Consider the following 24,507-nt stretch of genomic DNA (forward strand, 5'->3'; position numbering starts at 1 on the left):
CGGATTGTTTACTCCGTGTAGACTTGCTTCATTTACCGTATTCAGTCTCTTTACCTAACGCCATGAATGCCGCGCAAACCTTAAAAGTGTTTAACCTACGCCATACCGCGGGCCGCGAACAGGTGCTCAATCTGTTTCTGAACGCTGGTCATGCGCTGGCCCATAATGACGTAGAAAACGGGCTCGGCCCGGACCACGACCGCGTAACGGTATACCGTACCCTACGGACGTTTGTCGACGCCGGCCTTATTCACAAAGTGCTCGACGATGAGGGAGGAACCAAATACGCCCTTTGCCGGGATGCCTGCGCCGATGGTCATCACCACCACGACCACGTTCACTTCAAGTGCGAAGCCTGCGGACAAACGACCTGCCTCAACGAAGTCCGGATTCCGACGGTGTCGCTCCCGACGGGCTACGACCGGAAAGAAATGAATCTGCTCATTCAGGGCGTGTGTCAGGATTGCAACAAATAATACGGGCTCAGACCCATAACCCGTAGAGAAACAGCGGCCCAGCGGTCGTGTTACCGAATGCCCAGGAATACATTTAGTAAGCGACAACAGGACTTCATACAGGTTCAGCAAGCCGCCCAGCGCCAGTATAATCAGCTGGCTATCGGGCGGCTTATTTGGTTTATCAGCGCCGTGGTAGCCGTTTGGGTACTGGCCAGGGCCGATCAGTCAGCCGCTGCGGTGGTGGTTCTGGTCGTTGGGCTGGCCGGGTTTCTGGTTCTGCTCAAACGACATCAGGCCGTCCGGCGCGACCGGGATCTGGCCCGCAAAAAAGCGTTCATCAACCAGGACGAACTGGCCCGGCTCGATCGTCAGTACCTGCGCACCGACACCGGCGACACCTTTGCGCATACGACCCACCCGTATACTCATGATCTCGATATTTTTGGTAAGCACTCACTGTTCCGGCTGCTGAACCGGACCCATACCTACGAAGGCCGGCAGAAACTGGCAGCCTGGCTGCAAACCCCCGCCCCCGCCGACGTTATCCGGCTCCGTCAGCAGGCAACGGCCGATCTGCGGCCTGAGATCGATTGGCGGCAGCAGGTCGAAGCGCTGGCCGATCTGGAAGAAACCATTGGCCGCTCACCCGAATCGCTAATTCAGTGGGGCGCCGGTAAAGGACCTTCGCTGCCCGGCTATCTGGCTATTATCCGGTTTCTGCTGCCGGCAATAACGGCCGCTGTATTCGTAGCCTGGCTGTTGGGCTACCTGCCCGGTTTAGCCGTTCTGGCCGCGCTGGCTGTGCATAGTCTCGTGTTGAGCCAGCTATCGGCCCAGGCCAAAGAAGTAAGTGAGCAAACGTTTGCGCTCTCGGTAGCGCTCCGGTCATTTCAGCAGCTGTTCGCGCAGGCTGAGCAGGCTCCCGGCCAGTCTGTACGGATAGCCGCTGTCCGGCAGGCATTAAACACCAACGGGAACCGGGCCTCGCAGGCGATTGGTCAGCTAGCCCGGCTGACCGAAGGGCTAAACTTCCGGCGTAATCCGTACTTCTACCTGCTGTTTGGAGTGGCAAGCCTGTGGGACATCCATTACCTGTTCCGGCTGTCGGCCTGGCAGGCGCAGTACGGCCCCCATCTGGGACGCTGGTTCGAAGCACTGGGCGAGCTCGAAGCGCTCAATAGCCTGGCCGGATTTGCCTACGCGCATCCAGCTTACACCACCCCCGACATAGCAGATGGAGCCGCCACGCTCCGGCTGACCCGAGCCGCTCACCCGCTGCTACCACCCGACCGGAGTGTTCCCAATTCGCTGGCGCTGGCGGGTTCCGGAAAAACGGTGCTCATAACAGGATCGAACATGTCGGGCAAGAGTACCTTTCTGCGTACGGTAGGTGCCAACGTCGTGCTGGCGCTGGCGGGTGCGGTCGTAAGCGCCGACTCGTTTACGGTTTCGGTTGTACGGGTGTTTACGAGCATGCGCACGCAGGACTCGCTCGAAGAAAGCACCTCATCGTTCTACGCTGAGCTGATCCGGCTGCAGACCCTGATTCGGCTCACGCAGCAGTCTTCGGGAACGCCGGTCCTGTATTTCCTCGACGAAATTCTAAAAGGAACCAACTCCGCCGACCGGCACCGTGGAGCCGAAGCGCTTATTCGTCAGCTCCACCGCACCAGCGCGTTCGGGTTCGTATCAACGCATGACCTGGAGCTGGGGCAGCTCACCGATGCGGCCGGGTTCGTGAGCAACTACCATTTTCAGTCCGACATTCAGGACGGCAAGCTCATCTTCGACTATACCCTGCGGGATGGAATCTGCGAGAGTTTCAACGCCAGTCAGCTCATGCAGGCAATTGGTATTGAGATGAATGCTGCGCTCGGTACGGCCAGCAATAAGCCGTAGTGGCTGTTTGTGAAGGAGTTGCGGTAAGAATTGCCCTCTTTTATCTTCGAATTAGTCAAAACATCCCTTGCTTTCACTTGTTAGGCTTTTAGAAAGTCGTATCTTTGCTAAGTCAAAAAACAGTATGCATGCATACTGTTTTTTGGGAAAAATCGGAGAGAGGGTGACAACAAAAAAAGCCTTCCCGACAACGGAAAGGCTTTTAAGTGTGGTGATGGACGGAATCGAACCGCCGACACAAGGATTTTCAGTCCTTAAGGAAATGGTTTGATGTGTATTCATATGGTTCGATAATACTGATTATCAATTATTTATAAAACATATTAGATCAACTGAAACCGAGTAAAACCACGCATTGTTGTACCTATGTTGTACCAACAGTGAGTGTTATATGGCTGACGTTAAGATCGTTCTGCGCCAGAAACCTAATAAGGAAGGCAAGTTGCCTTTGGCGCTACGCATCACCAAAGACCGAAAATCATCGTTTGTTCACCTTGGGTATAGCTTGGACCCGTCAGAGTGGGACGACGTAGAGAAGCGCGTCAAGAAGTCTCACCCGAATAGCGTTCGCTTGAATAACCTCATCCGCAAAAAGTTATTTGAAGCAACCGACCATACGCTAGAGCTTGAAACCCAGAAAACGCACGTTTCCTCGCGTGCTGTCAAGCAAAGGATTAAACCATCCGCAGGCAGTACCTTTTTTGCTCAGGCCGATTTGTATCTGCAACGCTTAAAGGAAGCAGGTAAGTACAACCAGTACACCGCCGACAAGCCACGCGTTAAGCACTTCAAAGAATTTATCAAACATGACCTGCCGTTTCAGGAAGTGACGGTTGCCGTCCTTGAGCGCTTCAAAGGTTATGTTCGCTCCACACTTAACTTGTCCGAACGCTCTGCTGTCAATCATATCGTCATGATGCGCTCCGTATTCAGTTTCGCCATAAAGGAGGGCGTTGTTGACGAGAAGTACTATCCGTTTGGCAAGGGCAAGATGAAAATCAAGTTTCCCGACAGCGCCAAGGTCGGTCTTAGTGCCGAGGAACTGAAAAAGCTGGAAAGCGTCTCATTGGAAGGCCAGCCGAACCATGTTCGCAACCTGTGGCTCTTTTCCTATTACTTTGCTGGGATGCGTGTCAGTGACGTGCTACGCCTGAAATGGTCTGACTTTCAGAATGAGCGCCTGCACTATGAGATGGGTAAGAACAATAAAGGCGGTTCATTGAAAGTACCAGATAAGGCAGCTGCCATTCTAGAGCAGTATAAGGCGTTCAAACGCAATCAGGACGATCTTGTCTTTCCTGAACTAAAAGACGTTAATCAGGATGATAAGTTTGTTACGGAACGCACGATTGCCTTCAAAACCAGCGCCATTGACAAGTGCCTGAAAAACCATGTGGCTCCTGTTGCTAAAATAGACAAGAAACTGACCATGCACCTGGCACGTCACACCTTTGCCCAAGAAGCCGGGGATAAGATCCCTTTGAAAACATTACAACGCTTGTATCGACACAGCAGCATCGTTACAACAATGGGTTATCAGTCTAATTTTACGACGCAGGAAGCGGATGACGCACTAGATACGGTGTTAAAAGGTCGAAATTTGTGAGCAAGAAATGCGATTATAGCATATCCAACTAAACAAGAGCTTGACCAACGATATTCGTGACATATACTTAAGTGGTGGTTGTGGAGCTGTGTAAAAGAGTGATTATTGTAGGATGAATATTTCTAATCATTGATGGCAAATATTGAAATCTCAAATTACCTTGACTATTCATGTTTCAAACAGTAGTGCAACATTTAATTATTTAAATATTGGTTAAACCTAACTACCTATACTTTATATAAACATATCTCTAAGCTAATAAATCTTATTAAACAAATAAAAGACTACAAAGTTGATTTAACTTCTTTGAATGTTCTAGAGATATAATCAAGTTCGACCGGCAAACTGTCTGATGGTAAACATTGAACAATATCTTCAATGTTCCCAATCAATAATAATCCAGTTTGTTCAATGTTGGGGGAGTTTTTGTTATATTGAAATGAAATAAGTGTACTCATAATTTTTTTATCATTTATCATTTTATTATCAACCTTACTTCTAATTCCTTCGAGCCATTGTTTGTGCGGTTTATCATTCCTTCCAAGTAGAACAGCTGCTTCAGAGTTATAGAATTGATTTACTTTATAGTCGCTACTCAGGTGTTGAATAGTCGGAAATATGTTTGAGATTTGAGACATGTTTAAATATCCTAACTCTAGTTCGCTAATAGGGCCAGAATAACACTTATAGGATTTAATTTTTTTAAAATACTTTTCTAGAAAAAGCATTTGTTCTACTGCCGGATTTAAGCTTGTTTTATGCATTACTAATTTCCTTTTTTCAGAATTGAAGAGATCAATCTTATTTGAGAAATCTCATGTAAGCATAGTTATAATATTAATGCTACAGGAGCTGAATGAGGTATATAATGATAGAAAAAAATTAACACTACCCTGCCTCTTGTTTGTGTAACATAGAAATAATTCTTGCAATAGGATCAGTGAATCGGACTTGCTGTTTATCGTCTTGCTTATACTTTAAAATTGTATCTTTTTCCACTAAATTATTAATATTAGTATCAAAAAAGCGCCTAAGTCCCCTTGAGCTAAGTCCGTCTTTTATGTAATTAAATGGGGTCCATTTATAAGGGCTACTTGCTATGATATGCAATACTTCTCGCTTAAAGGTGGAATCTCCATTTAAGATGTTTAATAAATTTGAATATTCTTCGTAACCTTCTTGGAAACTTAGAAATTTTTTCACGATAAATCCGAAATGGTCTTTTGTAACTTTGTACGGTGGATTTAAAGTTGTTTCCAAGGCGTGAGTAAGTCCAAGGTGACCAAAAATTTGTACTGGGTAAGGATACCCTCCTGATTTTTCAATAACTTGTAAGATAAATTCTTCTGTGAATATTATTTTGTTTGGAAACATATGTTGAACCTTGGTGAATATCCAGCGTATGTCTGATTCAGTAAGCCCATCCATATTGAACGCAGATGTTCCTAATTTTCTAGCTATAGATTTATGATCGGCAATCAAAGAATTTAAGCTTTCAGCTATACCAATAAACACAAATTTGGCATGATCAGTATCTTTAATTAAACTTCCGAGACCCTTCTTTTCTTGAATACGATCGATTTCATCCACAAATATAATTACTTCGCTTTCGGGGTCTTGTCTCTTAATTTCTAATAGAACTTCTTCAAAGATAGAATGAATAGCGACTTTTTTATCAAGTAATGTTTTCGCTTGTTCATAAAAGTTATCTTTTGCTTTTTCGAAATTTTCAACTTCTGCACCAACTACTTTTAAGTCAATTTTGAATTTTAGCTTGATAGACTCCAAAAATCTATCATTATTGAAAACGTTCGGAAATACATCATAAAATGTTGATCTTTCAGAAGAAGGCATCAGAAGTTTTAGAAGTATGTCTTCGGTTGAAGACATATACTCCCGGCACTTCACCCATACACACTTAAATTTATATCTTAGTTCAATAGGTTTAGTGTTCCAAAGTTTATATAATGTCTTATCACCTTGTAATAAATCATACAATTGCCAAGCCGCAGAAGTTTTTCCAATACCTCGTTCTCCATAGAGAACCACTGAAACTCCAGGAGTATTGACCGCTTTAACCGCATCCTGAAGCAAAGTTTTTCTGCCAGCGAAAAAGCTCTTCTCAGATTTTATCGCTTGAGCCGGAAAAAATAAAGAGTCGACATCAATGTTCATTTCTATGTTGTTATTTAAGCTTCTCTGGAAGCACTAGCTGAGTACCATATTGCACAAGATATTGGACTTCTGCATATGTGAAGACTAAATCTTTGTTACCTAGGCGGCATACTGGTCGGCTAAATACCTTTTCATAATTCTTAATGTTTAGGAAATTTCTAGCTAGTTTATTACCTTTTATTGTTTTGCCGTAGTTTTTTAAAAATGTCTGCGCTTCCTTCCTTGTAAGACATATCAAGCAATCTACTTGGTCAGCGATGCTAACGCCGATATCATCGGAAATGTCTTGAGCGCTTGATAGACGTGGTGGGACATTTTCTGTATCAAATTTAATTGATTCTGCTAATGCATTAGTGTATTGAGTTATTAAGTCCTGATGTTTTTTTTCTAGAATTAGCTTGGCAGCAGGCAATAAAACTTCGGAGGACGCCATCAGTCTATGCGAGTTTAAACAGTTTTGAATGGATCGGTACATATCTGTACGGATCTGTATGGATTTGCGCAAGTTAGCTAATATTTTAACGAATTAGTACAGTCCTAATTTTTCTTCCTTAAAATGCTTATCTAATGATAGTTATATTGGGATAACAAATTATATGCTTATATGATTATATATAGTCAGTTACTGGTGGCTCGTTGAATTAGTTAGATGTAGCGAAGGCTCTTAAACAGGCTCTTACAATAGCATCTTTCAAAAAACGCTATCTTGAATATAAATTGTAACCAATTAGCATGTTTTGTAAATATCAGTGCCGTCGCAAAATGCACCACTATCTATATAACCAAGTTGCAATGATTGATAAGAAACTTATCATGCACTTGACATGAGATACCTTCGTCCAAAGGGCTGGATATAAGATTCTGCTTGTAACCTTAAAACTTTTGTATCGGCATAGTACATCTTCACGAAGATCGGTTACCACTTTAACTTTACCAATCAGTAAACTGAGTATACGTTGGATAAAATTCTGAATGATGCCAACAATGTGTTCTTTGGGAAAATGTAAGTTCAAGTGAGCGAAAAATAAACCTAATTGATCAGTTGCTTGTGACAGATTTATATTTTTTAGTACTATCTTAACATCATCGTACCAGTATGAGCACAATAATAATCTAACTATTTGTGAACGTAATATTGATATAAAAGTACGAACATTTTTCTATGAAACTGAATGATACACTTTCTCGTACTCTACTTTAAAATTACAAGGTAAATGCAGCTTGGCTCATTGGAATAGTTGAACTCCTAGGTATTTTCTTATGCAGTAGATGCGAATGACATAATAAGAATAGATGACAAGGAAATAAAACGAGTTTAATTATGAGATGATTTTGTCAAAAACCGGAATTTTATCCTGGATTGAATGCCTAATTTTTTAGCGGTATATAGGGTAAAAGCACGATTTCCGGTTGAAAATTCTCATGGCTATCTGATAATACTTTTAGACCAGGGACGTAACTTATTAGGCAACTTAAACTAATAGGAACAATGTCAAGGAGACACGCATTCAACCTTGAGACCGTATATGATCAACTAATAGTATCCGAGGTGTTAAAAACACCACATTCAGGTGAAGTATTTGGGGCTACGAGAAAGTATCTCTCAATTCCAATAGGCCTAAATTACATATAGTTCTAACCGTGTTGACTGGTAAACCGCGTTGGCGAATGTTAAAGATAGCTACGTGATAGCTGACAGACAAATAGGTAAGTAGCACTTTGTAAACATATGGGATGCAGGTTTTTGGTCACATTGGGGTGTTCATGTTCATTCGGGTCACGGCTAGAACAAAGAGTTAATCAGTCTTTCTGATATTGACTCAGATACGGCCGAAATCACTTACATATCACACTCATTGAATGCTGGCCTTTCAAAACAGATGATAGAAAAATCATGAGATTGGAAGTTTCTGGAGAGATGCCATATTCACGCGGCAGCACGAATATAACATCAATTGAAGTGAAATTTAATCTTGAACACTAGGTAATCATCCGAATGCAAGTCATCTGCCTTGAAGACAAAGCTTTCTACGCACTCATTGAGGAGGTTGTTGAGCGTTTGCGCGATAAACACAACCAGGAAAAGGAAAAATGGGTATCCGGCGAACAGGCCATGCAACTTCTCAACATTACGTCGAAAACTACCTTACAGAAGCTCCGCGACGAAGGTAAAATCCGTTTTTCTCAGCCGCAGAAAAAAATTATTCTATACGACCGCGGCTCTATAGAAGCCTATCTTGAACGAAACGCTCGTAGCACATTTAACGATGGAAGACGAAAATAAGGTTGAACCAGAATATTTAAAAGGGTTCAATGAAGGTTATACAATAGCCCAGTACCAGCCAGATCTAGCTGAGAAGCTCGCCAGCATCGACAGTGATTTTATCCGCCTTGTCGGTTTTAAAGACGGCCGAAATCAATACCAGAAAGAACAGGAAAGGGAGCGCTTACCGTTATGGTTAAAAGGTGATCCAACCAGTTCCAGCCGAAGCATTCTCACCAAATCAAAGGACAGGGATATTGAACCAGACAAGGATTGACCAGTTGAAGTTAATTCTTGTCCGGCTCGATGTCGCGTCCTCGCGCTTTGTCGGCCGGGCCGCCGTTCTTATCGGTCGCTTTGGTGAAGGCCAGCGACATAGAAAACCTTGCTGACATCTCTGATTTGTCCAACTTGCTAGTAACTGGCTTATCAGGTTGAGGCATTGTATTGCGTTGGGCGGCTCGTTCAACCAGCTTAGCATCCATATAGTCTTGCGATTGCTCAATTTCCTTGACTGTGTGTCGCTCCTGTTCCAAATCCTGTAGACTCATCTGCCGATAGGGGTTTGGGAAAAGCTTTTCTCGTACCGTGTCCCTGACAACACGTCCATCTTGGCCCATTGATTCGCTGGTATCAACCTCTGTCTTTGACAGTGTATCCATCTTCAACTGATACTGTTTTTCTTCCAAGGCAATCCGCATCTTATCGCGCTGCCCCGGCACGAGACCTCCGACATAGTGAGGAGGATTATATTGAGGTTTGGGTCCTCGCTCTTTCGGAATATTTTTCAGTTGATTGTCTATCTGCTCAACTTTATGCAGCGTCTCGTTCAGACGTACTTCGACATGCTCATAGCCTTCAGGCAGTTGGGGGGCATTATCATCTGTCTTGCTCATCGCTCAAGTAGTTTTGTATTGAAAACCTGGTGATTTATGCTAAAATAAAAAACATTCGACACAGTTGCAGACCGAGGTCAAAATGTCTGTAGAGCAAAAGGTTATAGAGGAGGTTTATGGCGGAGATGTCAGGCGCTTTAAAGCAGATTTTGCCGAAATGGACTTGCATGCCGTTCACTGGAACGACTTAATCGTTGATGCGACGACCTTGCCGCATTTGAAAGATATCGGGCAAATCCTAATAAAAATCAATCTTGGCTATCTCCCGCCAGCTGATGTGATGTTACCCTTTGAGCCATATCTACGGGCAATGATTCAAAGCTACTGGAACGGACAGATTGCGGAAGACGACTTTTACGATCAAGTAGAGGGTCACGTAAAGCTCATCCGTAACGCAGACATGAAGCATAATACCTATTTGGAATACGATGAGTCTATCTATCGAAACTACTACGCAAACTTTGCAATGTATGGTTACGCTGTGAGGGAAAGGGTTAGCCGCTTCTTGGGCTATGAGCCGCAGCTTAAACACTCACTGATCGCGGAACTCTGGATGCGTGACATCATGTCGAATGATACGTATAAAATGCCTGCTGTGGCTACTGATGATGATGCTCGTGCTATAACCCTCATCAAGTACCGCGAAATACTCTTAGAGCATGGACAGGGTGTAGCTTCCCAATCATCTTTGATTGGGATGCTTTAGTACTTGTTGACCTGTGAGTAAGTCTGTAAAGTTTACATTTTAAAGTTACTTTAAAGCGACCTTTGACAACTAAAGCACTGTTAGTGTAGTCCATACAAAAAAGTATATGGCAAGAATGCTAATGAATAATCGACCAAGCCTACTTTTGCAGGAAGAGATGTATGTAACATAGTAGTGTAATAGGTGTATATACATGAGACCGTTTAATAAAATCAGTTTACTGTAAGTTGCGCGGATAAATGTTTTTTATTTATCTTCAAACCATGTAATCCTAAAGAATTAATAGATTAAAGCTAGGGTTATTCCCGATAGAAAAGATATAATCTGTTTGAACAAGTAATAGGTTATAATCTTATAAGCCGAGCTAGCAGATTCTGTGTATAGGAAAGCTACGGGAAGCACATCGTAATCTGTAGGAGACCTCTATGTGAAAATAAGCGTAACCATTATTCAGATACATGTCTGTAATGCAGTGTTCAGCTCAAATTTGTTCAACTGGCCGTAGATTGAACAGAGTGGGTAGTGGGCTTAAATATTCTTAATTAACAAAAGACGGCCAGTGCTCGAGTTAGTTTGATTAATAAAATAATTCAGTTCGACAACAATAATAAGTGGAGAAATGTGTGTCAAGCTAAAGGCTGGTAGACTTTCTTATTTGAAAAGCAGCGAAGGAACAAATTACGAACTATGGATGATGAAAATGCGCTTATTAATGAAGGAATAGTTCGCCTGCATGATCGTCGTTCTTTCAAACATGTTTAGCACCTTGTCAAAGATGGTGCGATCCTAGATAGATTAAAAGTAGTTAATGAGCTGGGCTTTATCATCAGAATTAATTCGGAGATATAGCCAAAAGTACATTAAAGAGGCTGAAAAGCAATAAGTCGAGAGTGTGGAATCTTGATTTTCCTAAAGCCAATTTTTCATTGTTTACTTCATTATATATATGAATAGAGTAATTTATTCCAATATTTACTTAGGCACAAAATTTAACAACTGTTTAGATTTATAATCTAAAGCTGGATGAAATTTGAATCAGCTTCTGAAACCTGTTTCTTATGAAGAAAATATATATTTCTACACTTCTGCTCATTGTTTTATGCTACAATTTAGCCAATAGTCAACCGAAAAAAAGCTATGTATACAAGGGAAATTTGAGAAGCCAGAGCGGAAATTCGATAACTATAAATGTGATCGGTTTACACAGGGCCGTAGATTCTGTTTTAACTAAAGGATCGCTTACAGACTCACTTGGAGCATTTGTTTTCAATAATGTCGCGCCAGGAAACTACTTACTTTCATACAGCATGTCAGATAAGACAAGAAGGTTCTGTAAGAAAGTTACAATAGATTCAATATCGAGCTCTAAAATTGACACAATATATCTTGAAAATGACGGAACAAGTGAGTTAAAAGAGGTACGTGTCAGGGCGCGCAAACCCTTTTTAGATCGTCAAATTGACAGATTGGTAATAGATCTTAGAGATAACCCTTTAACGACAGGTAATTCAGCTTACGAAGCATTAGGTAAGCTACCAGGTTTATCGGTAGATCCAATAAATGGTATAAGATTAAATGGTGCAAATGGGGTATTGATACTTATTGATGGCCAAGGTAATCGACAATCGAACAATGAAATAAATACACTTCTAAATAATTTAAGAGCAGAAAATATTGATAAGATAGAAATCTTTTCAAATCCCCCTGTTCGGTTTGATGCTCAAGGAACAGGAGTAATAAATATTATATTAAAAAAGGATAAGGCCTTGAGTGATTTTCACTCTACCTATAGCCAACGTATTCACCCGTCAGAGAAAGTAAATGGACAAGGCATGTACCTATTATCATTAGGTACAAACTTTAATTATGCATTTAATAAGCTTAAAACGAATACTGTGGTCGATTATTCGCATTCCACAGATAATGTATCGGCTGATAGCACTTATTACAATGGTATATCTTACTACAGAACCAATTACAGATATTCTGAGTCAAGCACTACTAGATTATTTATTAATAATAAATCGACATATGATTTAACAAAAAAAGATGGATTGATTTTCAATATAAGGTTTTCAAATGTACCATTAACTTCAAACAAGACACTGAATTTTGATTATTTTAAGAATAATCATCCAAATGATCAAAATTCTTCAACAAATATTTCAAACGAGCTTAAGACTAAAAATCTAGAATATTATATTAACTATACTCACAAGTTTGATAAAGACGGGAAAAGTAACCTTAACGTACTAATATTAAGAGGACAGCAAAAATTAACTGCATTGTCAGAATATACTACAATTGATGAAAACGAAAACATAAGTAGATTAGATCAAGATAGAGAGTATAGCGTAGATATAAATGCAGCTAAAATTGACTATAGCTTTACGGCAAAAGGATATGATTCTGAGATGGGTTTCAAACAAACATATATTAGAAATAGAGAGGAGTATCTTTATAATAATAATTTACAAACACAGGTTTTTAACTTTAAAGAAAAAATAACAGCTTTTTATTTTAGCAGTAGAAGAAGTTGGAAACAGTGGTCTACTCAATTTGGAATAAGAGGAGAGTATACGTCTTCATTTGGCGAAGTACTAAGTGAGGATACGACGACCAAAAGAAATTACATTAACTTTTTTCCTTCATTTATAATTCAGCGTAATTTATCTAAAAATATGAAATTGAATATTTCATATTCAAAAAGGATAAATAGGCCATTTTATGGGGATTTTAATCCAGTCAGATATATAAATGCCAATGATGTTTATTATACAAGAGGAGGCAATAGCTTACTTTCTGTTCAAATTATTAATAAGATAGAAGGGAGTATAAGTTATAAGAATATATACCTCGCGCTCGGGCTACAGCACAGAAATGGTGTGAGAGCCCTATACACTGAAGCTGGTGGTGATAGACAACTAATTACAATTCCATATAATACTATCAGCAGAGATATATACTTAAGCACTTCTTATAACTACAGCATAGCTCCTTGGTGGCAGGTAAATTTCAACAGTAATATTTATTCCTATTACTTGACATTGCTAGATAACGATGTTAGGCAAACGACATCTTTTGATTTCACTACTAATCAAGCATTTAAAATTTCCTCTAAGTTAAATGCAGACTTTTCGATTCGATATGCATCTCCATTCATAGCAGAGTATTATAAAATAAGTTCCGTATTTAACGTTAACGCGGCAATACGATATAATGCAAATAAAATTTTTGTGGTTCTTGGTGTGGATGACCTACTAGGTACTAATCGGCCAAGGTGGTTTTACGACTATAATATATTAACAATTCAAACGATACCTCAATTTAATCAGCGTCAAGTTCGAATTAGCCTAGCGTACAAGTTCAAATCAGGTAATAAATTTCAAGCTAAATCGAAATCGAGTAATGACTTTGGTGAGATACGTTATTGACTAGAAGGCAGTACAATTCTTTATACTCAAAAGTGTCTTTTTACGGAAGGCAAAGATTAATCTTATTTTTCATCTTAAACTTTTAATTATTATGAACAATAGTAAACTTAAAAGCTTGCTGGCTAAAGCAGCTCAGGAGGAAACTTCAGCTGAGAGCGATGATTTACTGATCAGTCTTAATGATTCACTCGCCAAGAACCTACTCGGTGTTTATGGGGGGAATACAGGATGTGGTAATAACGGCACCTGTCAGAATAACACAGATTGTTATAATAATGGGAACTGCTCAGGAAATAGTTGTTGTAATGGCGACTGTACCGGGGGTACCAGTAATTAAAAACCAATTCCACACATCAAACTTTTAATTATCATGAACAATAGCAGACTTAAAAGCTTGCTGGCTAAAGCAGCTCAGGAGGAAACTTCAGCTGAGAGCGATGATCTACTGATCAGTCTCAATGATTCACTCGCCAAGAACCTACTCGGTGTCTATGGGTCGAGTAATCAGCTCTGTTACAACAACTCTACGTGTACGGACAATACATCTTGTTCGGACAATACATCATGTACTGGAAACGGGACTTGTAACAGTAATTGTTCTGGGGGGACGAGTAACTAATAGGTGTTTGATGTTAGTGAGTAAAGGATAAGTAGTATTCAGATACTTATCTATAGAGATTTTTGTACTGCCTTAATTTCTAAACCTTATTTATTATGGAATACAAGACATCGTATTATACACTTTTTTCCGAGTCGGTGAATGACAAGGGAGACAGCGTTCTATTTTGCACTAGAACCGCACAAGCGTTAGTTGTTTCAAAGAAAATTCGAGAATTGTTAGAGAATAATGAGGTAGCAAGTATTGATGACTCAATGCTACAACAGCTACTAAACGTGAAAGCTATTGTTCATTATAGTGAAAATGAACTAGTAAATATTGTCGATGAAAATAAAGAAGCAATAGATTCAAGCAACGAATTGTATGAAGTCATTCAACCTTCGGCCATGTGCCAATTAGGTTGTGACTATTGTGGTCAAACGCACGTAAAACACAATATCAATTCAGATTTATATAGTGGATTAATTAGGCGGATAAGACATAAACTCTCTCTTGGACAAGAAAAGTACAAATCACTCAACATAGGGTGGTTTGGAGGAGAGCCTCTGATGGCTTTATCACAGATACGTCAATTAACAAAAGAACTCAAAAATTTAGCGAACGAATTCGGTATAAACTATGGAGCGAAGTTAGTTACTAACGGATTGAGTTTAAAAGAAAATATTTTCTTAGAGCTTGCACAGGAATTATCAATTAAGCATATAGAAGTCACCTTGGATGGAACAGAAACGTTTCATGATTCTCGTCGGCATACCAAAGAAGGAGGGAAAAGTTTTAGGCACATCTTCAACAATTTAATGAAGATATTTAATAGAGCGGATTATGCTGATTCAGGCTGTCGTATATCTATCAGGTGTAATGTAGATAGAAGGAATTGGGAGGATGTTTCTAATTTAATTTCATTCCTTTCAGAAAATGGATTAAATGAGAAGATTGCTTATTTTTATTTGGCAGGAGTGTATTCTTGGGGCGGCAATGATGCTCATAAGCAGTCGCTTACAAAGGAAGAATTTGCTCAAAAAGAAATTGATTGGTTAATTGAAATGTTTGAAGCTGGATTCCAGCCATCAATACTGCCGAATAGAAATAAAAAAGTTTGCCTAGCTGTTTCTCCTGTATCTGAAATGTATGATGCGTATGGGAATATCTTTAACTGCACAGAAGTATCTTACACTTCTCACTATGAAAATACAGAATATGTTTTAGGTAATCTAGGTAAAGACCCACTGCGTATATCCCAGACACGTCCACTTACTAACTGGAATGATACTCTGTTGACTGATCAGTTTCCATGTCACACGTGTAAAATGCTTCCTGTATGTGGTGGTGGTTGCCCAAAATCCTGGCATGAAGATATGCGCGCATGCCCAACTACTAAATTTAACATAAAAGATAAGCTGGCGCTTGCTTATGCAGCCTCTAAGTTAGATTTACGCGTCATTTGAACAAATGTCCTAATGAATGTTACATTAATTAATTTTCCATCTTCTAGACTTATAGTTCCATGAAACGTGTATTGCTCATGAGCCTACTAATAGGCTCAATGGTGAATCTGGCAATAGCCCAAAAGGATTCAAGTCGAGTTTTTTTAGCTGATCAAATCGATAAATTAGTTTTTTTGGGTTCTTTTGAAATTAAAATAAGTCCTGGCGAAACTTTTAAAGTTGAAGCTGTAGGACAGCAAGCAGACATACAGCAATTAGCATTTCAGCTGAGAAGAGCTGAGAAAACATTAGCTATTTCGTGTGTTTCTGGGAATTCATGCAATGTAATCAAGTTATATGTAACAATGCCTGAGTTGGTCTACATTGATATGCATGGCTCTTCAAATTGTAAAATAGATAAATTTAGTACTTTGAAAACCATGTCAATGGATATCCATGGAGCTGCAAAGCTGGAAATGAAAATGTCTGGACCGAAATTGAAAGTAAATAGTTTTGGTTCATCACAGGTCATTTTGAGTGGGGAGGTAAAAGATGTAGATCTTCATTCATCTGATGTTTCTCAAGTTCATGCCTACGAGTTAAAGTCAATGAATGCGCGGGTTTTGGCCTCGACAGGTGCAAACGTTAACTTGTATGTTGAAAATAATTTAAATATAGAGTCATACGGTAACAGTATAATTAGGTATAAAGGGCTACCGGTAGTAAATCATACATCAACTGGCCGAGCGATCTTACAACATATCAACTGATGACACGTAATGCCTTATAATACGTATAAAATTCACTCACAGTGCATACGAATTCAGTACTCCCTGTTTTCAAATAGCAGCTGTGTTGTGATCTACAGTGGATAAAGAGAATATGTAAGACCTGTGGGTTTGTGGACGATTTATCCAGAGCTAACTACTTTTGGATTTGGCGTGGGAAAAACATCCATGATTCATCCATTTCAACTAATAGGGCTCAATCTGAATCAGTAAATTTAAATCTATATGTCTGTTACAGGGCATATCTTTCCTATTGTTTGATGGATGTAATTAGCATGTATATAAGGTAATCTGGCTATGAGTATCGTCTGATAGCCTTCCCCATATGTAAGCACCAAATGAATTGCAGATTTAGACAAAGGCACAACTCCTCTCTATCGTCTTTATGAAACTGATAGAGGGAGTTGTAATCGCTCCAATACAGACAGTAAAGTGCGGACGACGTATTCGCCGTAAGATTCTGATGAATGCTCAAGCGTAAATTGTATTTTAGAAGCTATCTGGGAGCCGTTGATGACTACCTTCAGCTAGATCGCTATGCTCAATGGGACAATGAATTACATAGGCGTCCATTACTGAGAAGGCTGATACCGCCATTAGTCTTTGGAGAGTTATTTTGATGATTACTCTCCCTCGTTTGGTTTAAACTGTAAGATCATACTGGCGCAGCATCGCCTTGCCCTCTCTTCATTATGAGGAATGCAGAACAATTGAAGCAAATGGATAACTGCCCCCTACGAATACTACCTATCTAAAATGCCCTATTTTCAATTGTGTGATTAGTTGTATCTAAGAATGAGGGTGAATCATAATTGCCAATAAACCATGCAGTATTTAGCGCCACATGATCAGCAAGATTGCGGTCTTACATGTTTAAGAATGGTAGCCAACTACTATGGAAGACTATATAGTAATTTTCATTTAAGAAAAATTTCATATGTAGGACGCCAAGGCGTCAGTTTATATAATCTAGGAAAAGCAGCAGAACATTTAGGTTTTAAAACAATTATTGGAGAACTATCTCTGACTTTTTTAACTACCAAGGCAAAATTACCTTGTATACTCTTTTGGGATAAAAGTCATTTTGTGGTTTTGTATAAGATAAGTAGTAATATAAAACGCAAAAAAACTTTTCACATTGCTGACCCTGGCAGAGGTAAAATCAAATTAGATGAGGATATTTTCACTAAGTACTGGTTGGCAGGAGAAAAAAAGGGCTTTGCGTTGTTTCTCGAACCAACTCAGCTATTTTATGATTATTCTACTGAAACCGAAACTTCGAACAACAAACGGAGTATTTTCCATTTCTTTAAACAGTATTTTTTTAAATATAGGAAAAATTACTTTCAGGTAATATTGTCAATGTTATTTGCTGCTGGGGTTTCATTGATTCCTCCATTTCTAACACAAAGTATTGTAGACTATGGTATAGCAAATAAGGATACAAACTTTATAATATTGATTTCAGCTTTTCAAATTATTCTTTTTGTAAGTGGGGTGATTTCCGATATAATCAGAAGTCACTTACTCTTGCATATCGGAGCGCGTATTAATTCATCAATTCTGTCGGATTTTTTGATCAAAATGATGAAGTTACCACTTTCGTTTTTCGAAGCGAAAGCAAGTGGAGACATTATGCAACGCATGAATGATCATCAAAGAATAGAGAACTTTGTTACAAGTACTTTGTTGACGACAATTTTTTCATTCGTCAATATGGGTGTATTCTTGTTTATATTAAACAAATATGATCCAGCTTTCATGATAATTTTTGTCATAGGGAGTGTTGCTTCTATATGTTGGACATTGTTATTCATGAATTGGCGTAAGTCAATCGATTACAAACGATTTAGAGAGCTATCTAATTCGGGTGATAAACTATTTGAATTAGTGAATGGCATATCAGAAATTAAGTTAAATAATTTTGAGAATTATAAGCAATGGGAATGGCAAGAGATACAGGTAAAGCTATTTAAGATAAACATATCCAATATGTCGTTGGAGCAATATCAAAAAATAGGTGCAAATTTTATAGACCAAGTGAAAATAATTATTATAACATTTGTAGCTGCTCAGGCTGTTATGTCTCAAGAGATAACGCTCGGTGTAATGTTATCTATTTCTTACATTATAGGGCAGCTCAATATTCCCGTTAAGCAAATGGCTGATTTCTTTAACGGTGCACAAAACGCAAGTGTAGGCTTAGAAAGGATGAATGAAGTTTTTGTGGAGGAGGAGGAGGAAAAAAGACACATTCTAGATAATAGTGACAATCCTATTAATTTTAGTGAATTTAGTATCAATATCAAGGATTTGAATTTTCAATATGAAGGTCCAGATTCAACTTATGTTTTGAAGAATGTTAGCTTTAAAATTCCTAAAGGGAAAGTTACTGCAATTGTTGGTAGTAGTGGAAGCGGCAAGACTACTTTACTTAAACTTTTGCTTAAGTTTTTTGATCCAACATCTGGTAAAATTCAGCTTGGCAAACTTGATTTGGCTAATATTTCCCCCAAAGACTGGCGTGCAAAATGTGGAGCTGTATTGCAGGAAGGATATATCTTTTCTGACACAATAAAACAAAACATTATAATGGGAGATGAATATTATGATATAGATCGTCTAGTAAATGCGGTGGAAATGGCAAACATTGGAGACTTTATCTCCCAATTACCTCTTCATTTTGAAACAAAAATTGGCCCTCTAGGAATGGGCTTAAGTGTTGGCCAGAAGCAAAGAGTGTTAATTGCTAGAGCAATTTATAAAAATCCTGAATTTTTATTTTTTGACGAGGCAACAAGCGCTCTGGATGCGAAAAATGAGTACGTGATAATGGAAAATCTTAATCGATTTTTCCAAGATAAAACGGTAGTCGTTGTAGCCCATAGGTTGAGCACCGTAAAAAACGCTTCTCAAATTGTTGTTTTAGAAGAAGGCGAGGTGGTAGAAATAGGTACTCATTATGAGTTGATTAATAATGAGGGAACGTATTTTAATCTAGTTAAAAATCAATTAGAGTTAGGTGGATAAACATACCGGCGATGTTTAAGAACATAGATGATTACAAAAATGATTTCTTTCTAAATCCCATTCCAAAATGGATTACCCATTTTGGAGTGGGAGTGATGATTTTTTTTATTATTCTAATTTACTTTATAGCTACACAAATATCATTTCCTAAGTTAGTTCAAACTCAAGTTGTAGTTAAAGATGAACTATCATATGTAAAGGTTCATTATTCTACTTTTGAACAATTGAATGAAAATCAAAACATCAGGGTCAAATTACCATATATTAAATTACAATATGTAGGAAAATTAAGTATAAATAAATCGTGGGCAGAAGCAGACAGTGTAGTTATACCCATATACATTGATAAGAACCTACTCAAAAGGATTCCATTTAAAGGTAGCATTAAATGCCCTGGCTCAATTACTTTCGGCAATTATTCTATAATTGATCGTTTATATCGTAGTAGGATTAATGACAACTCACTATGAAATAAGCCCATCTATATTGTCATGTTTACACATTATGATAGAGGATAAGCAAGTTATCAAAACTATTTCGAAACTATTACCTCTTAGGATTGTACCAGTCGAGACAGACTGACTCCTATTCTGAGCACGAACTACAGCTTAATCGTTTCTTGATTGCGATCCTTTTGATACGTGACATTATGTCAGATGGCACACACAAGGTGCTGGATGAATTGACACCTGATGATATTTGGGCTATCACTCTGTTAGATAACGGGCAGTTCTTTTGACAGAGGGACAAACAGCGGCAGGCTCATCTCCACTTATCTTGCTTTGATAAGAAAATATCTGTAAAAAACCTGATTTACAGTGCACTGTGGTCTGCTGCTTCACTATCGTCCAGAATCTAGAAGTCTTTGTAGTAACTCGTTCTTTTCCCGTTCAGATTGAAGAAGCCGTTCATATAATCTTTTGTTTTCTTCAATCGCTTCAAGCCATTTATCAACGGGATTGAAATTGTACTGCACCGATGCAGCATGGTCATGGTACGTATTAGAAAATATTTGAATGGCGGTCTCTTCCTTAAAGTTTTTGATTGCCTCCTCCGGTACGCCAAGAGCTTTTGCCAGTTTTTCTAACACACTTGTATCCAATACCTCTTTTTGTTCGAGCTGGGATACGGCTTGCTGGCTCATGCCTAATGAGGTTGCTAGAAAATCCTGTTTGACGCCAAGGATTTCCCTAATCCGTTTCATGTTGCGGCCGTGATGCACCATAGCTGAAGTGTTGTTCATGTACAAAACTAATTGAAATAACCTTGTTCTTTACAAGCTGTCACCTTGTGCGATACAAGTGACTCAATAGCTTTTGACCGTGATCGAACAGCTAATTTTAGCAAACACTCAAAAGCTTTCATCTATGACAGTGACAACGAATACAGACCTTCTGTTCGATGATGTTTCCATGCTGAAACAGGTAATCGGTCAGAACCCACACGCTCTTTCATCGCCAGTCTCAGATTGCGATTGCTCATCTTACTACTCGATTGAAGACGATGAAACTTTTGATACCCATCAAGTCACCGAATTTGCTGCTCAGGCCGGCTGACCAGGACTACTCCTATGTGGTCAATTGCGCTTATCCGCAGTCGCTTCGCCTGTTAACCCAGCCGCAGGTGAATATTCTGGCAGCCATTGATGGTCAGTCCACGATCGATATGCTCAGCGACCGGCTCGCTGTGTCAGCTTCCGTTTTAGAACAGTTTTTTAACCTTCTCGCTCAAACCGAGATCATTCGGTTTGATGACCGGTTCAGCAAACCCCAAAAGCCTACTTCTCCTCAATCACTCAATTTCTGGATTCATACCACCAATCGCTGTAATCTGGCCTGTAGCTATTGCTATATCTCGACCCTAAATACCACCGAAGGAATGACGGATGCCACCAAGCAGCAATTATTGGAGAAGGTGGTGGAAACCGTGGTCAGGCGCAAGCTCAAGCATATCAAATTCAGATTGGCTGGTGGCGAACCTTTGACCCAGTTCAAATCCTGGAAATCGTTTATCCCGGCCATTCGGCAGAAATTGAGCGAAGTCGGATGCCGCTTTGAGGTCTCCTTTATTACCAATCTAACCCTGCTCACCGACGATATCATTGCGTTTTGTCGGGAACATGCGGTTAGCTTTGGCGTTTCGCTGGATGGGGTCGAAACATATAACGATACTAGTAGGCCGTTTAAACAGGGAGCAGGCACGTTCACACGGATCAATTGTAATTTAAGAACGTTACTAGCTCACCGAATTCCAGTCATGGTCAATACGGTCGTTAGTAATCAAAACCTGAAAGGGCTTCCCAATCTAACGCGTTATTTGATTGATCTGGATGTGCCCTTTCGCTATTCGATTATTAAAGGTGAGGCGCTTGATGCGCAGCTTTTAGAAAACAGTCTCCTGGAATCCTATGCGTTGATGGAGGACGCCATTCAGACTGGCTGGCAATTTTCCCATCGTCATCAGTTCTGTGATCTCAAGCCCCACGAATTGGGATTTCAAACCTGCGCGTCCGGTTTCTCCGGGGGCGCTATCTACGTCGATGGTACCCTTAACTATTGCCATGTCCATTTTGGCGATCAAACTCAATCGGCTCACTCCATTTTCAGCCCTGAACTGGACCTGGTGGACATGATCGAGCAGGGCAGTCACGAAGAGGATATCCGTTCCAATGACTGCAAGGCTTGCCGCTATAATGCGGTTTGTACGAGTGGTTGTCCCGTCTACCGGGTGAATGGCAAAGACCCCCAATGCAGTCTATATCACCGGATCATTCCGTTACTCTATGACCTCCAGGCCAAAGAACGGTTAAAAGCACTGCGAGACTTTAAGATCCTTTAACCCCTGCCGGCTATTCTCTTTTGAGATGTGGAAAAGAAAGGTCAGGCTGAAAATGACGGGAGAGATAACGGTTGTGATTTCGTGGCTGGCCTGGTTTGCCTTGCTCTATCAGGTGTACCTCCAGCGAACCCATAATGAAAAATCGCTCAAACCACTCGGACAGATCGATCTGGAAGATCGCCATGGCCATATCTTTGTCCGTGTCACCAACAATGGCCTGGGGCCGATGATCGTCGATCGGCTCATTTTTCAAAAAGAGGGTAGAACCTATACGTCTATTGAAGACTGTCTGGAATTGGACAGTCGATCATACACACGCATCAGTGTGAACGAGTCCGTACGCAAAGTGATCTTACCCAACGGCTATTTGACCATTTTCGAGACCCGACTGGAAAAGAGTGAAGAGGATGCGCACCGCGTCCGCCAGCAGCTAAGTTCCATCAGGTTGCAGGTTGACTTCCGCGACATCTACGATAACAAAGCCATTATCAAGCGAGACTTCGGGTGGTTCTCAAGGCATATAATCAAAGCGGATTGACAAGGCATAGTTGATGGCGCTTGTAAGAACATCAGTTATGCACATTTCCGTACTCTGTTCAGTGCATATTTGAGTCTTGACATCAAAAACTAATTACTATACAACATAAAAAACTAATTTTGATACAGCATGAAAAACGAATAGACGTCCCTTATGGCAACTCCAGCGGAAAAACTGGCTCAATCTCTTGAAGCCTTGCACTCTCTGCAAAAAATCGAAAAGACCGTTGCCATCCGAACGAAAGATTTAACGCGTACCCATCGGGAGCGACTGCTTAAAAGTGGCTTCCTGAAAGAGGTTCTAAAGGGATGGTACCTTGCCTCTAGGCCCGATGAACGACCAGGTGATACGACCGGATGGTATACCTCCTTCTGGCAATTTTGCGCTTCCTACCTGAATGAACGCTTCGACGAGCAGTGGGTGCTGTCACCTGAGCAATCGCTCGCCCTACACAGCGGGAATTGGGTAGTGCCTCAGCAATTGTTGGTCAGGTCTCCTGAAGCCAACAACAACGAGACCAAGCTCTTGTTGGGCACCTCCCTGTTCGATATCCGGGTCGCCAGTCCCGCCGATGATGAAGTCGAGGTAAAGGAAGGGTTGCGGATTTACGCCCTGTCTGCCGCGCTGGTACTCTGCTCGCCGGTTTATTTTATTCGTTCAGCGATGGATGCCCGTAGCGCTTTGTCGCTGGTGCGAGATACGTCGGACTTGCTTGCAATCCTGCTGCGGGGAGGGCACACGGTCGTGGCGGGGCGACTGGCTGGTGCCTTCCGCAATATTGGCAATGATCGGCTAGCGGATGATCTGATCCAGACGATGCGCTCCGCCGGGTACGAAGTGCGGGAAGAAGATCCCTTTACGGCAAAGCTTCCCAGTATCTTATCGTTTCGGGAAAGCTCTCCCTATGTGAACCGAATTCGGCTTCTGTGGCAAAGCATGCGGGAAACCGTGTTAGAGCACTTTCCGGCGGCTCCGGGACGACCGTCCAACATTGATGCGTACCTGAAACAGGTGGATGACGCTTTTATAACTGATGCCTACAATTCGCTTTCGATAGAGGGTTATCAGGTCACTCCTGCCTTGATTGAGCGCGTCCGGCAAGGCCAATGGAATCCCGATCAGGTGGAGGCCGATCAGGATCAAAAGAACGCCCTGGCTGCACGGGGCTACTGGCAAGCCCATCAAGCGGTCAAGCAAACGATCAAAACTATTTTGCAAGGTCAGAACGCGGGTGAAGCGGTCGAAAACGACCACCGCATCTGGTACCGCGAATTATTTGCGCCCAGTGTGAGTATCGGATTGTTGAATGCCAGCGATTTGGCCGGTTATCGCAATGGACAGGTATATATCCGAGGCTCTAAACATGTACCGCTGAATCGGGATGCCGTTCGGGATGTGATGCCGATATTTTTTGAGTTACTTCAGACGGAATCGGAACCAGCGGTTAGAGTAGTACTTGGGCATTTTATCTTCGTCTATATTCATCCGTATATGGATGGTAACGGCAGAATAGGCCGTTTTTTGATGAATGCAATGCTGGCATCAGGTGGCTATCCCTGGACTATTGTTCCCCTCAGCGAGAGAAACAATTATATGCATGCCCTGGAAAAAGCCAGCGTGGAGCAGGATATCACTGATTTTACGATTTTTTTGGCTAACCTGGTCAAGAACAATCAGGAGCTGTAAATCGCATCCGTATTAAGCTGTTTAGTCCGTCGTTAATTTCCTCGGAACGGTTACAGCAAATAGACTTTTCATCCTGATGCATTAAGGTGTGTGCAAGCAGCCCAAAAGGTATGCTGAGTTTTACAATACTAATGCGGAGGAGGTCCA

19 protein-coding genes are annotated in these 24,507 nt (G+C 40.8%); 14 read left to right on the forward strand and 5 right to left on the reverse strand.

The genetic code is table 11. From position 1 onward, the window contains the following. Positions 1–62: 62 nt before the first annotated feature. From EQG79_RS26525 to EQG79_RS26535, 3 genes are all read left to right on the forward strand, one after another. A complete protein-coding gene (locus EQG79_RS26525) occupies positions 63–476 on the forward strand; it encodes a Fur family transcriptional regulator (RefSeq protein WP_077922454.1) in 414 nt (137 codons plus the stop codon). A gap of 57 nt (positions 477–533) precedes the next feature. Then, a complete protein-coding gene (locus tag EQG79_RS26530) occupies positions 534–2,357 on the forward strand; it encodes a MutS-related protein (RefSeq protein WP_129605701.1) in 1,824 nt (607 codons plus the stop codon). A 391-nt stretch (positions 2,358–2,748) separates the two neighbouring features. Next, positions 2,749–3,963, forward strand: a complete 1,215-nt coding sequence (locus tag EQG79_RS26535) for a site-specific integrase (RefSeq protein ID WP_129605704.1) — start codon at positions 2,749–2,751, stop codon at positions 3,961–3,963. Between the two features lie 284 nt (positions 3,964–4,247). Here EQG79_RS26535 and EQG79_RS26540 read toward each other — a convergent pair whose 3' ends face one another. From EQG79_RS26540 to EQG79_RS26550, 3 genes are all read right to left on the reverse strand, one after another. Then, on the reverse strand, positions 4,248–4,727 hold the full coding sequence (locus tag EQG79_RS26540) for a hypothetical protein (protein ID WP_129605707.1): 480 nt from the start codon (positions 4,725–4,727) through the stop codon (positions 4,248–4,250). A gap of 124 nt (positions 4,728–4,851) precedes the next feature. Then, positions 4,852–6,138: an ATP-binding protein gene (locus EQG79_RS26545; RefSeq protein WP_129605710.1), complete on the reverse strand. Its 1,287-nt coding sequence runs from the start codon at positions 6,136–6,138 to the stop codon at positions 4,852–4,854. A 10-nt stretch (positions 6,139–6,148) separates the two neighbouring features. Next, on the reverse strand, positions 6,149–6,571 hold the full coding sequence (locus tag EQG79_RS26550) for a hypothetical protein (RefSeq protein ID WP_129605713.1): 423 nt from the start codon (positions 6,569–6,571) through the stop codon (positions 6,149–6,151). Between the two features lie 1,563 nt (positions 6,572–8,134). On the opposite strand from EQG79_RS26550, the gene EQG79_RS26555 reads away from it, so the two are divergent. Both EQG79_RS26555 and EQG79_RS26560 read left to right on the forward strand, forming a co-directional pair. Further along, on the forward strand, positions 8,135–8,422 hold the full coding sequence (locus EQG79_RS26555) for a helix-turn-helix domain-containing protein (RefSeq protein ID WP_129605715.1): 288 nt from the start codon (positions 8,135–8,137) through the stop codon (positions 8,420–8,422). Further along, the gene (locus EQG79_RS26560) at positions 8,376–8,678 is read left to right on the forward strand and encodes a hypothetical protein (RefSeq protein WP_165358959.1); all 303 of its coding nucleotides are present in this window, start codon (positions 8,376–8,378) and stop codon (positions 8,676–8,678) included. Before EQG79_RS26555 ends, EQG79_RS26560 begins: the two co-directional genes overlap by 47 nt. A gap of 10 nt (positions 8,679–8,688) precedes the next feature. On the opposite strand, the gene EQG79_RS26565 is transcribed toward EQG79_RS26560, so the two are convergent. After that, the gene (locus EQG79_RS26565) at positions 8,689–9,297 is read right to left on the reverse strand and encodes a hypothetical protein (protein WP_129605719.1); all 609 of its coding nucleotides are present in this window, start codon (positions 9,295–9,297) and stop codon (positions 8,689–8,691) included. Between the two features lie 82 nt (positions 9,298–9,379). On the opposite strand from EQG79_RS26565, the gene EQG79_RS26570 reads away from it, so the two are divergent. From EQG79_RS26570 to EQG79_RS26595, 6 genes are all read left to right on the forward strand, one after another. Beyond that, on the forward strand, positions 9,380–10,003 hold the full coding sequence (locus tag EQG79_RS26570; RefSeq protein WP_129605721.1) for a hypothetical protein: 624 nt from the start codon (positions 9,380–9,382) through the stop codon (positions 10,001–10,003). Positions 10,004–11,061: 1,058 nt separating this feature from the next. Beyond that, complete coding sequence (locus tag EQG79_RS26575; RefSeq protein WP_129605723.1) at positions 11,062–13,437, forward strand: outer membrane beta-barrel family protein; 2,376 nt, start codon at positions 11,062–11,064, stop codon at positions 13,435–13,437. 714 nt (positions 13,438–14,151) lie between these two features. Then, positions 14,152–15,501 carry a radical SAM/SPASM domain-containing protein gene (locus tag EQG79_RS26580; RefSeq protein ID WP_129605725.1) on the forward strand — a complete coding sequence of 450 codons (1,350 nt, stop codon included), beginning with the start codon at positions 14,152–14,154 and terminating at the stop codon, positions 15,499–15,501. 77 nt (positions 15,502–15,578) lie between these two features. Beyond that, complete coding sequence (locus tag EQG79_RS26585; RefSeq protein WP_165358960.1) at positions 15,579–16,250, forward strand: GIN domain-containing protein; 672 nt, start codon at positions 15,579–15,581, stop codon at positions 16,248–16,250. Between the two features lie 843 nt (positions 16,251–17,093). Continuing rightward, the gene (locus EQG79_RS26590; protein WP_129605730.1) at positions 17,094–19,298 is read left to right on the forward strand and encodes a peptidase domain-containing ABC transporter; all 2,205 of its coding nucleotides are present in this window, start codon (positions 17,094–17,096) and stop codon (positions 19,296–19,298) included. An 11-nt stretch (positions 19,299–19,309) separates the two neighbouring features. Then, positions 19,310–19,768: a hypothetical protein gene (locus EQG79_RS26595; RefSeq protein ID WP_129605732.1), complete on the forward strand. Its 459-nt coding sequence runs from the start codon at positions 19,310–19,312 to the stop codon at positions 19,766–19,768. 371 nt (positions 19,769–20,139) lie between these two features. On the opposite strand, the gene EQG79_RS26600 is transcribed toward EQG79_RS26595, so the two are convergent. Next, the gene (locus tag EQG79_RS26600; RefSeq protein ID WP_129605734.1) at positions 20,140–20,541 is read right to left on the reverse strand and encodes a helix-turn-helix domain-containing protein; all 402 of its coding nucleotides are present in this window, start codon (positions 20,539–20,541) and stop codon (positions 20,140–20,142) included. 260 nt (positions 20,542–20,801) lie between these two features. Between EQG79_RS26600 and EQG79_RS26610 the strand changes: the two genes are divergently transcribed. From EQG79_RS26610 to EQG79_RS26620, 3 genes are all read left to right on the forward strand, one after another. Then, positions 20,802–22,136, forward strand: coding sequence for a radical SAM protein (locus EQG79_RS26610; protein WP_129605738.1), 1,335 nt, complete (start codon positions 20,802–20,804; stop codon positions 22,134–22,136). Between the two features lie 25 nt (positions 22,137–22,161). Further along, positions 22,162–22,674, forward strand: a complete 513-nt coding sequence (locus EQG79_RS26615; protein ID WP_240699463.1) for a hypothetical protein — start codon at positions 22,162–22,164, stop codon at positions 22,672–22,674. A 153-nt stretch (positions 22,675–22,827) separates the two neighbouring features. Continuing rightward, the gene (locus EQG79_RS26620; protein WP_129605740.1) at positions 22,828–24,360 is read left to right on the forward strand and encodes a Fic family protein; all 1,533 of its coding nucleotides are present in this window, start codon (positions 22,828–22,830) and stop codon (positions 24,358–24,360) included. The last annotated feature ends 147 nt before the right edge of the window (positions 24,361–24,507 follow it).

Source organism: Spirosoma sordidisoli (genome assembly GCF_004138325.1).
Classification (GTDB): Bacteria; Bacteroidota; Bacteroidia; order Cytophagales; family Spirosomataceae; genus Spirosoma; species Spirosoma sordidisoli.

Excerpts from the sequence above, each read along its gene's own strand:
- EQG79_RS26575 (WP_129605723.1), top strand. The coding sequence starts at position 11,062 with ATGAAGAAAATATATATTTCTACACTTCTGCTCATTGTTTTATGCTAC.
- EQG79_RS26615 (WP_240699463.1), top strand. The coding sequence starts at position 22,162 with ATGTGGAAAAGAAAGGTCAGGCTGAAAATGACGGGAGAGATAACGGTT.
- EQG79_RS26580 (WP_129605725.1), top strand. The coding sequence starts at position 14,152 with ATGGAATACAAGACATCGTATTATACACTTTTTTCCGAGTCGGTGAAT.
- EQG79_RS26540 (WP_129605707.1), bottom strand. The coding sequence starts at position 4,727 with ATGCATAAAACAAGCTTAAATCCGGCAGTAGAACAAATGCTTTTTCTA.
- EQG79_RS26600 (WP_129605734.1), bottom strand. The coding sequence starts at position 20,541 with ATGAACAACACTTCAGCTATGGTGCATCACGGCCGCAACATGAAACGG.
- EQG79_RS26585 (WP_165358960.1), top strand. The coding sequence starts at position 15,579 with ATGAGCCTACTAATAGGCTCAATGGTGAATCTGGCAATAGCCCAAAAG.
- EQG79_RS26525 (WP_077922454.1), top strand. The coding sequence starts at position 63 with ATGAATGCCGCGCAAACCTTAAAAGTGTTTAACCTACGCCATACCGCG.
- EQG79_RS26590 (WP_129605730.1), top strand. The coding sequence starts at position 17,094 with ATGCAGTATTTAGCGCCACATGATCAGCAAGATTGCGGTCTTACATGT.
- EQG79_RS26545 (WP_129605710.1), bottom strand. The coding sequence starts at position 6,138 with ATGAACATTGATGTCGACTCTTTATTTTTTCCGGCTCAAGCGATAAAA.
- EQG79_RS26565 (WP_129605719.1), bottom strand. The coding sequence starts at position 9,297 with ATGAGCAAGACAGATGATAATGCCCCCCAACTGCCTGAAGGCTATGAG.
- EQG79_RS26595 (WP_129605732.1), top strand. The coding sequence starts at position 19,310 with ATGTTTAAGAACATAGATGATTACAAAAATGATTTCTTTCTAAATCCC.
- EQG79_RS26530 (WP_129605701.1), top strand. The coding sequence starts at position 534 with ATGCCCAGGAATACATTTAGTAAGCGACAACAGGACTTCATACAGGTT.
- EQG79_RS26555 (WP_129605715.1), top strand. The coding sequence starts at position 8,135 with ATGCAAGTCATCTGCCTTGAAGACAAAGCTTTCTACGCACTCATTGAG.
- EQG79_RS26620 (WP_129605740.1), top strand. The coding sequence starts at position 22,828 with ATGGCAACTCCAGCGGAAAAACTGGCTCAATCTCTTGAAGCCTTGCAC.
- EQG79_RS26610 (WP_129605738.1), top strand. The coding sequence starts at position 20,802 with ATGAAACTTTTGATACCCATCAAGTCACCGAATTTGCTGCTCAGGCCG.
- EQG79_RS26570 (WP_129605721.1), top strand. The coding sequence starts at position 9,380 with ATGTCTGTAGAGCAAAAGGTTATAGAGGAGGTTTATGGCGGAGATGTC.
- EQG79_RS26550 (WP_129605713.1), bottom strand. The coding sequence starts at position 6,571 with ATGGCGTCCTCCGAAGTTTTATTGCCTGCTGCCAAGCTAATTCTAGAA.
- EQG79_RS26535 (WP_129605704.1), top strand. The coding sequence starts at position 2,749 with ATGGCTGACGTTAAGATCGTTCTGCGCCAGAAACCTAATAAGGAAGGC.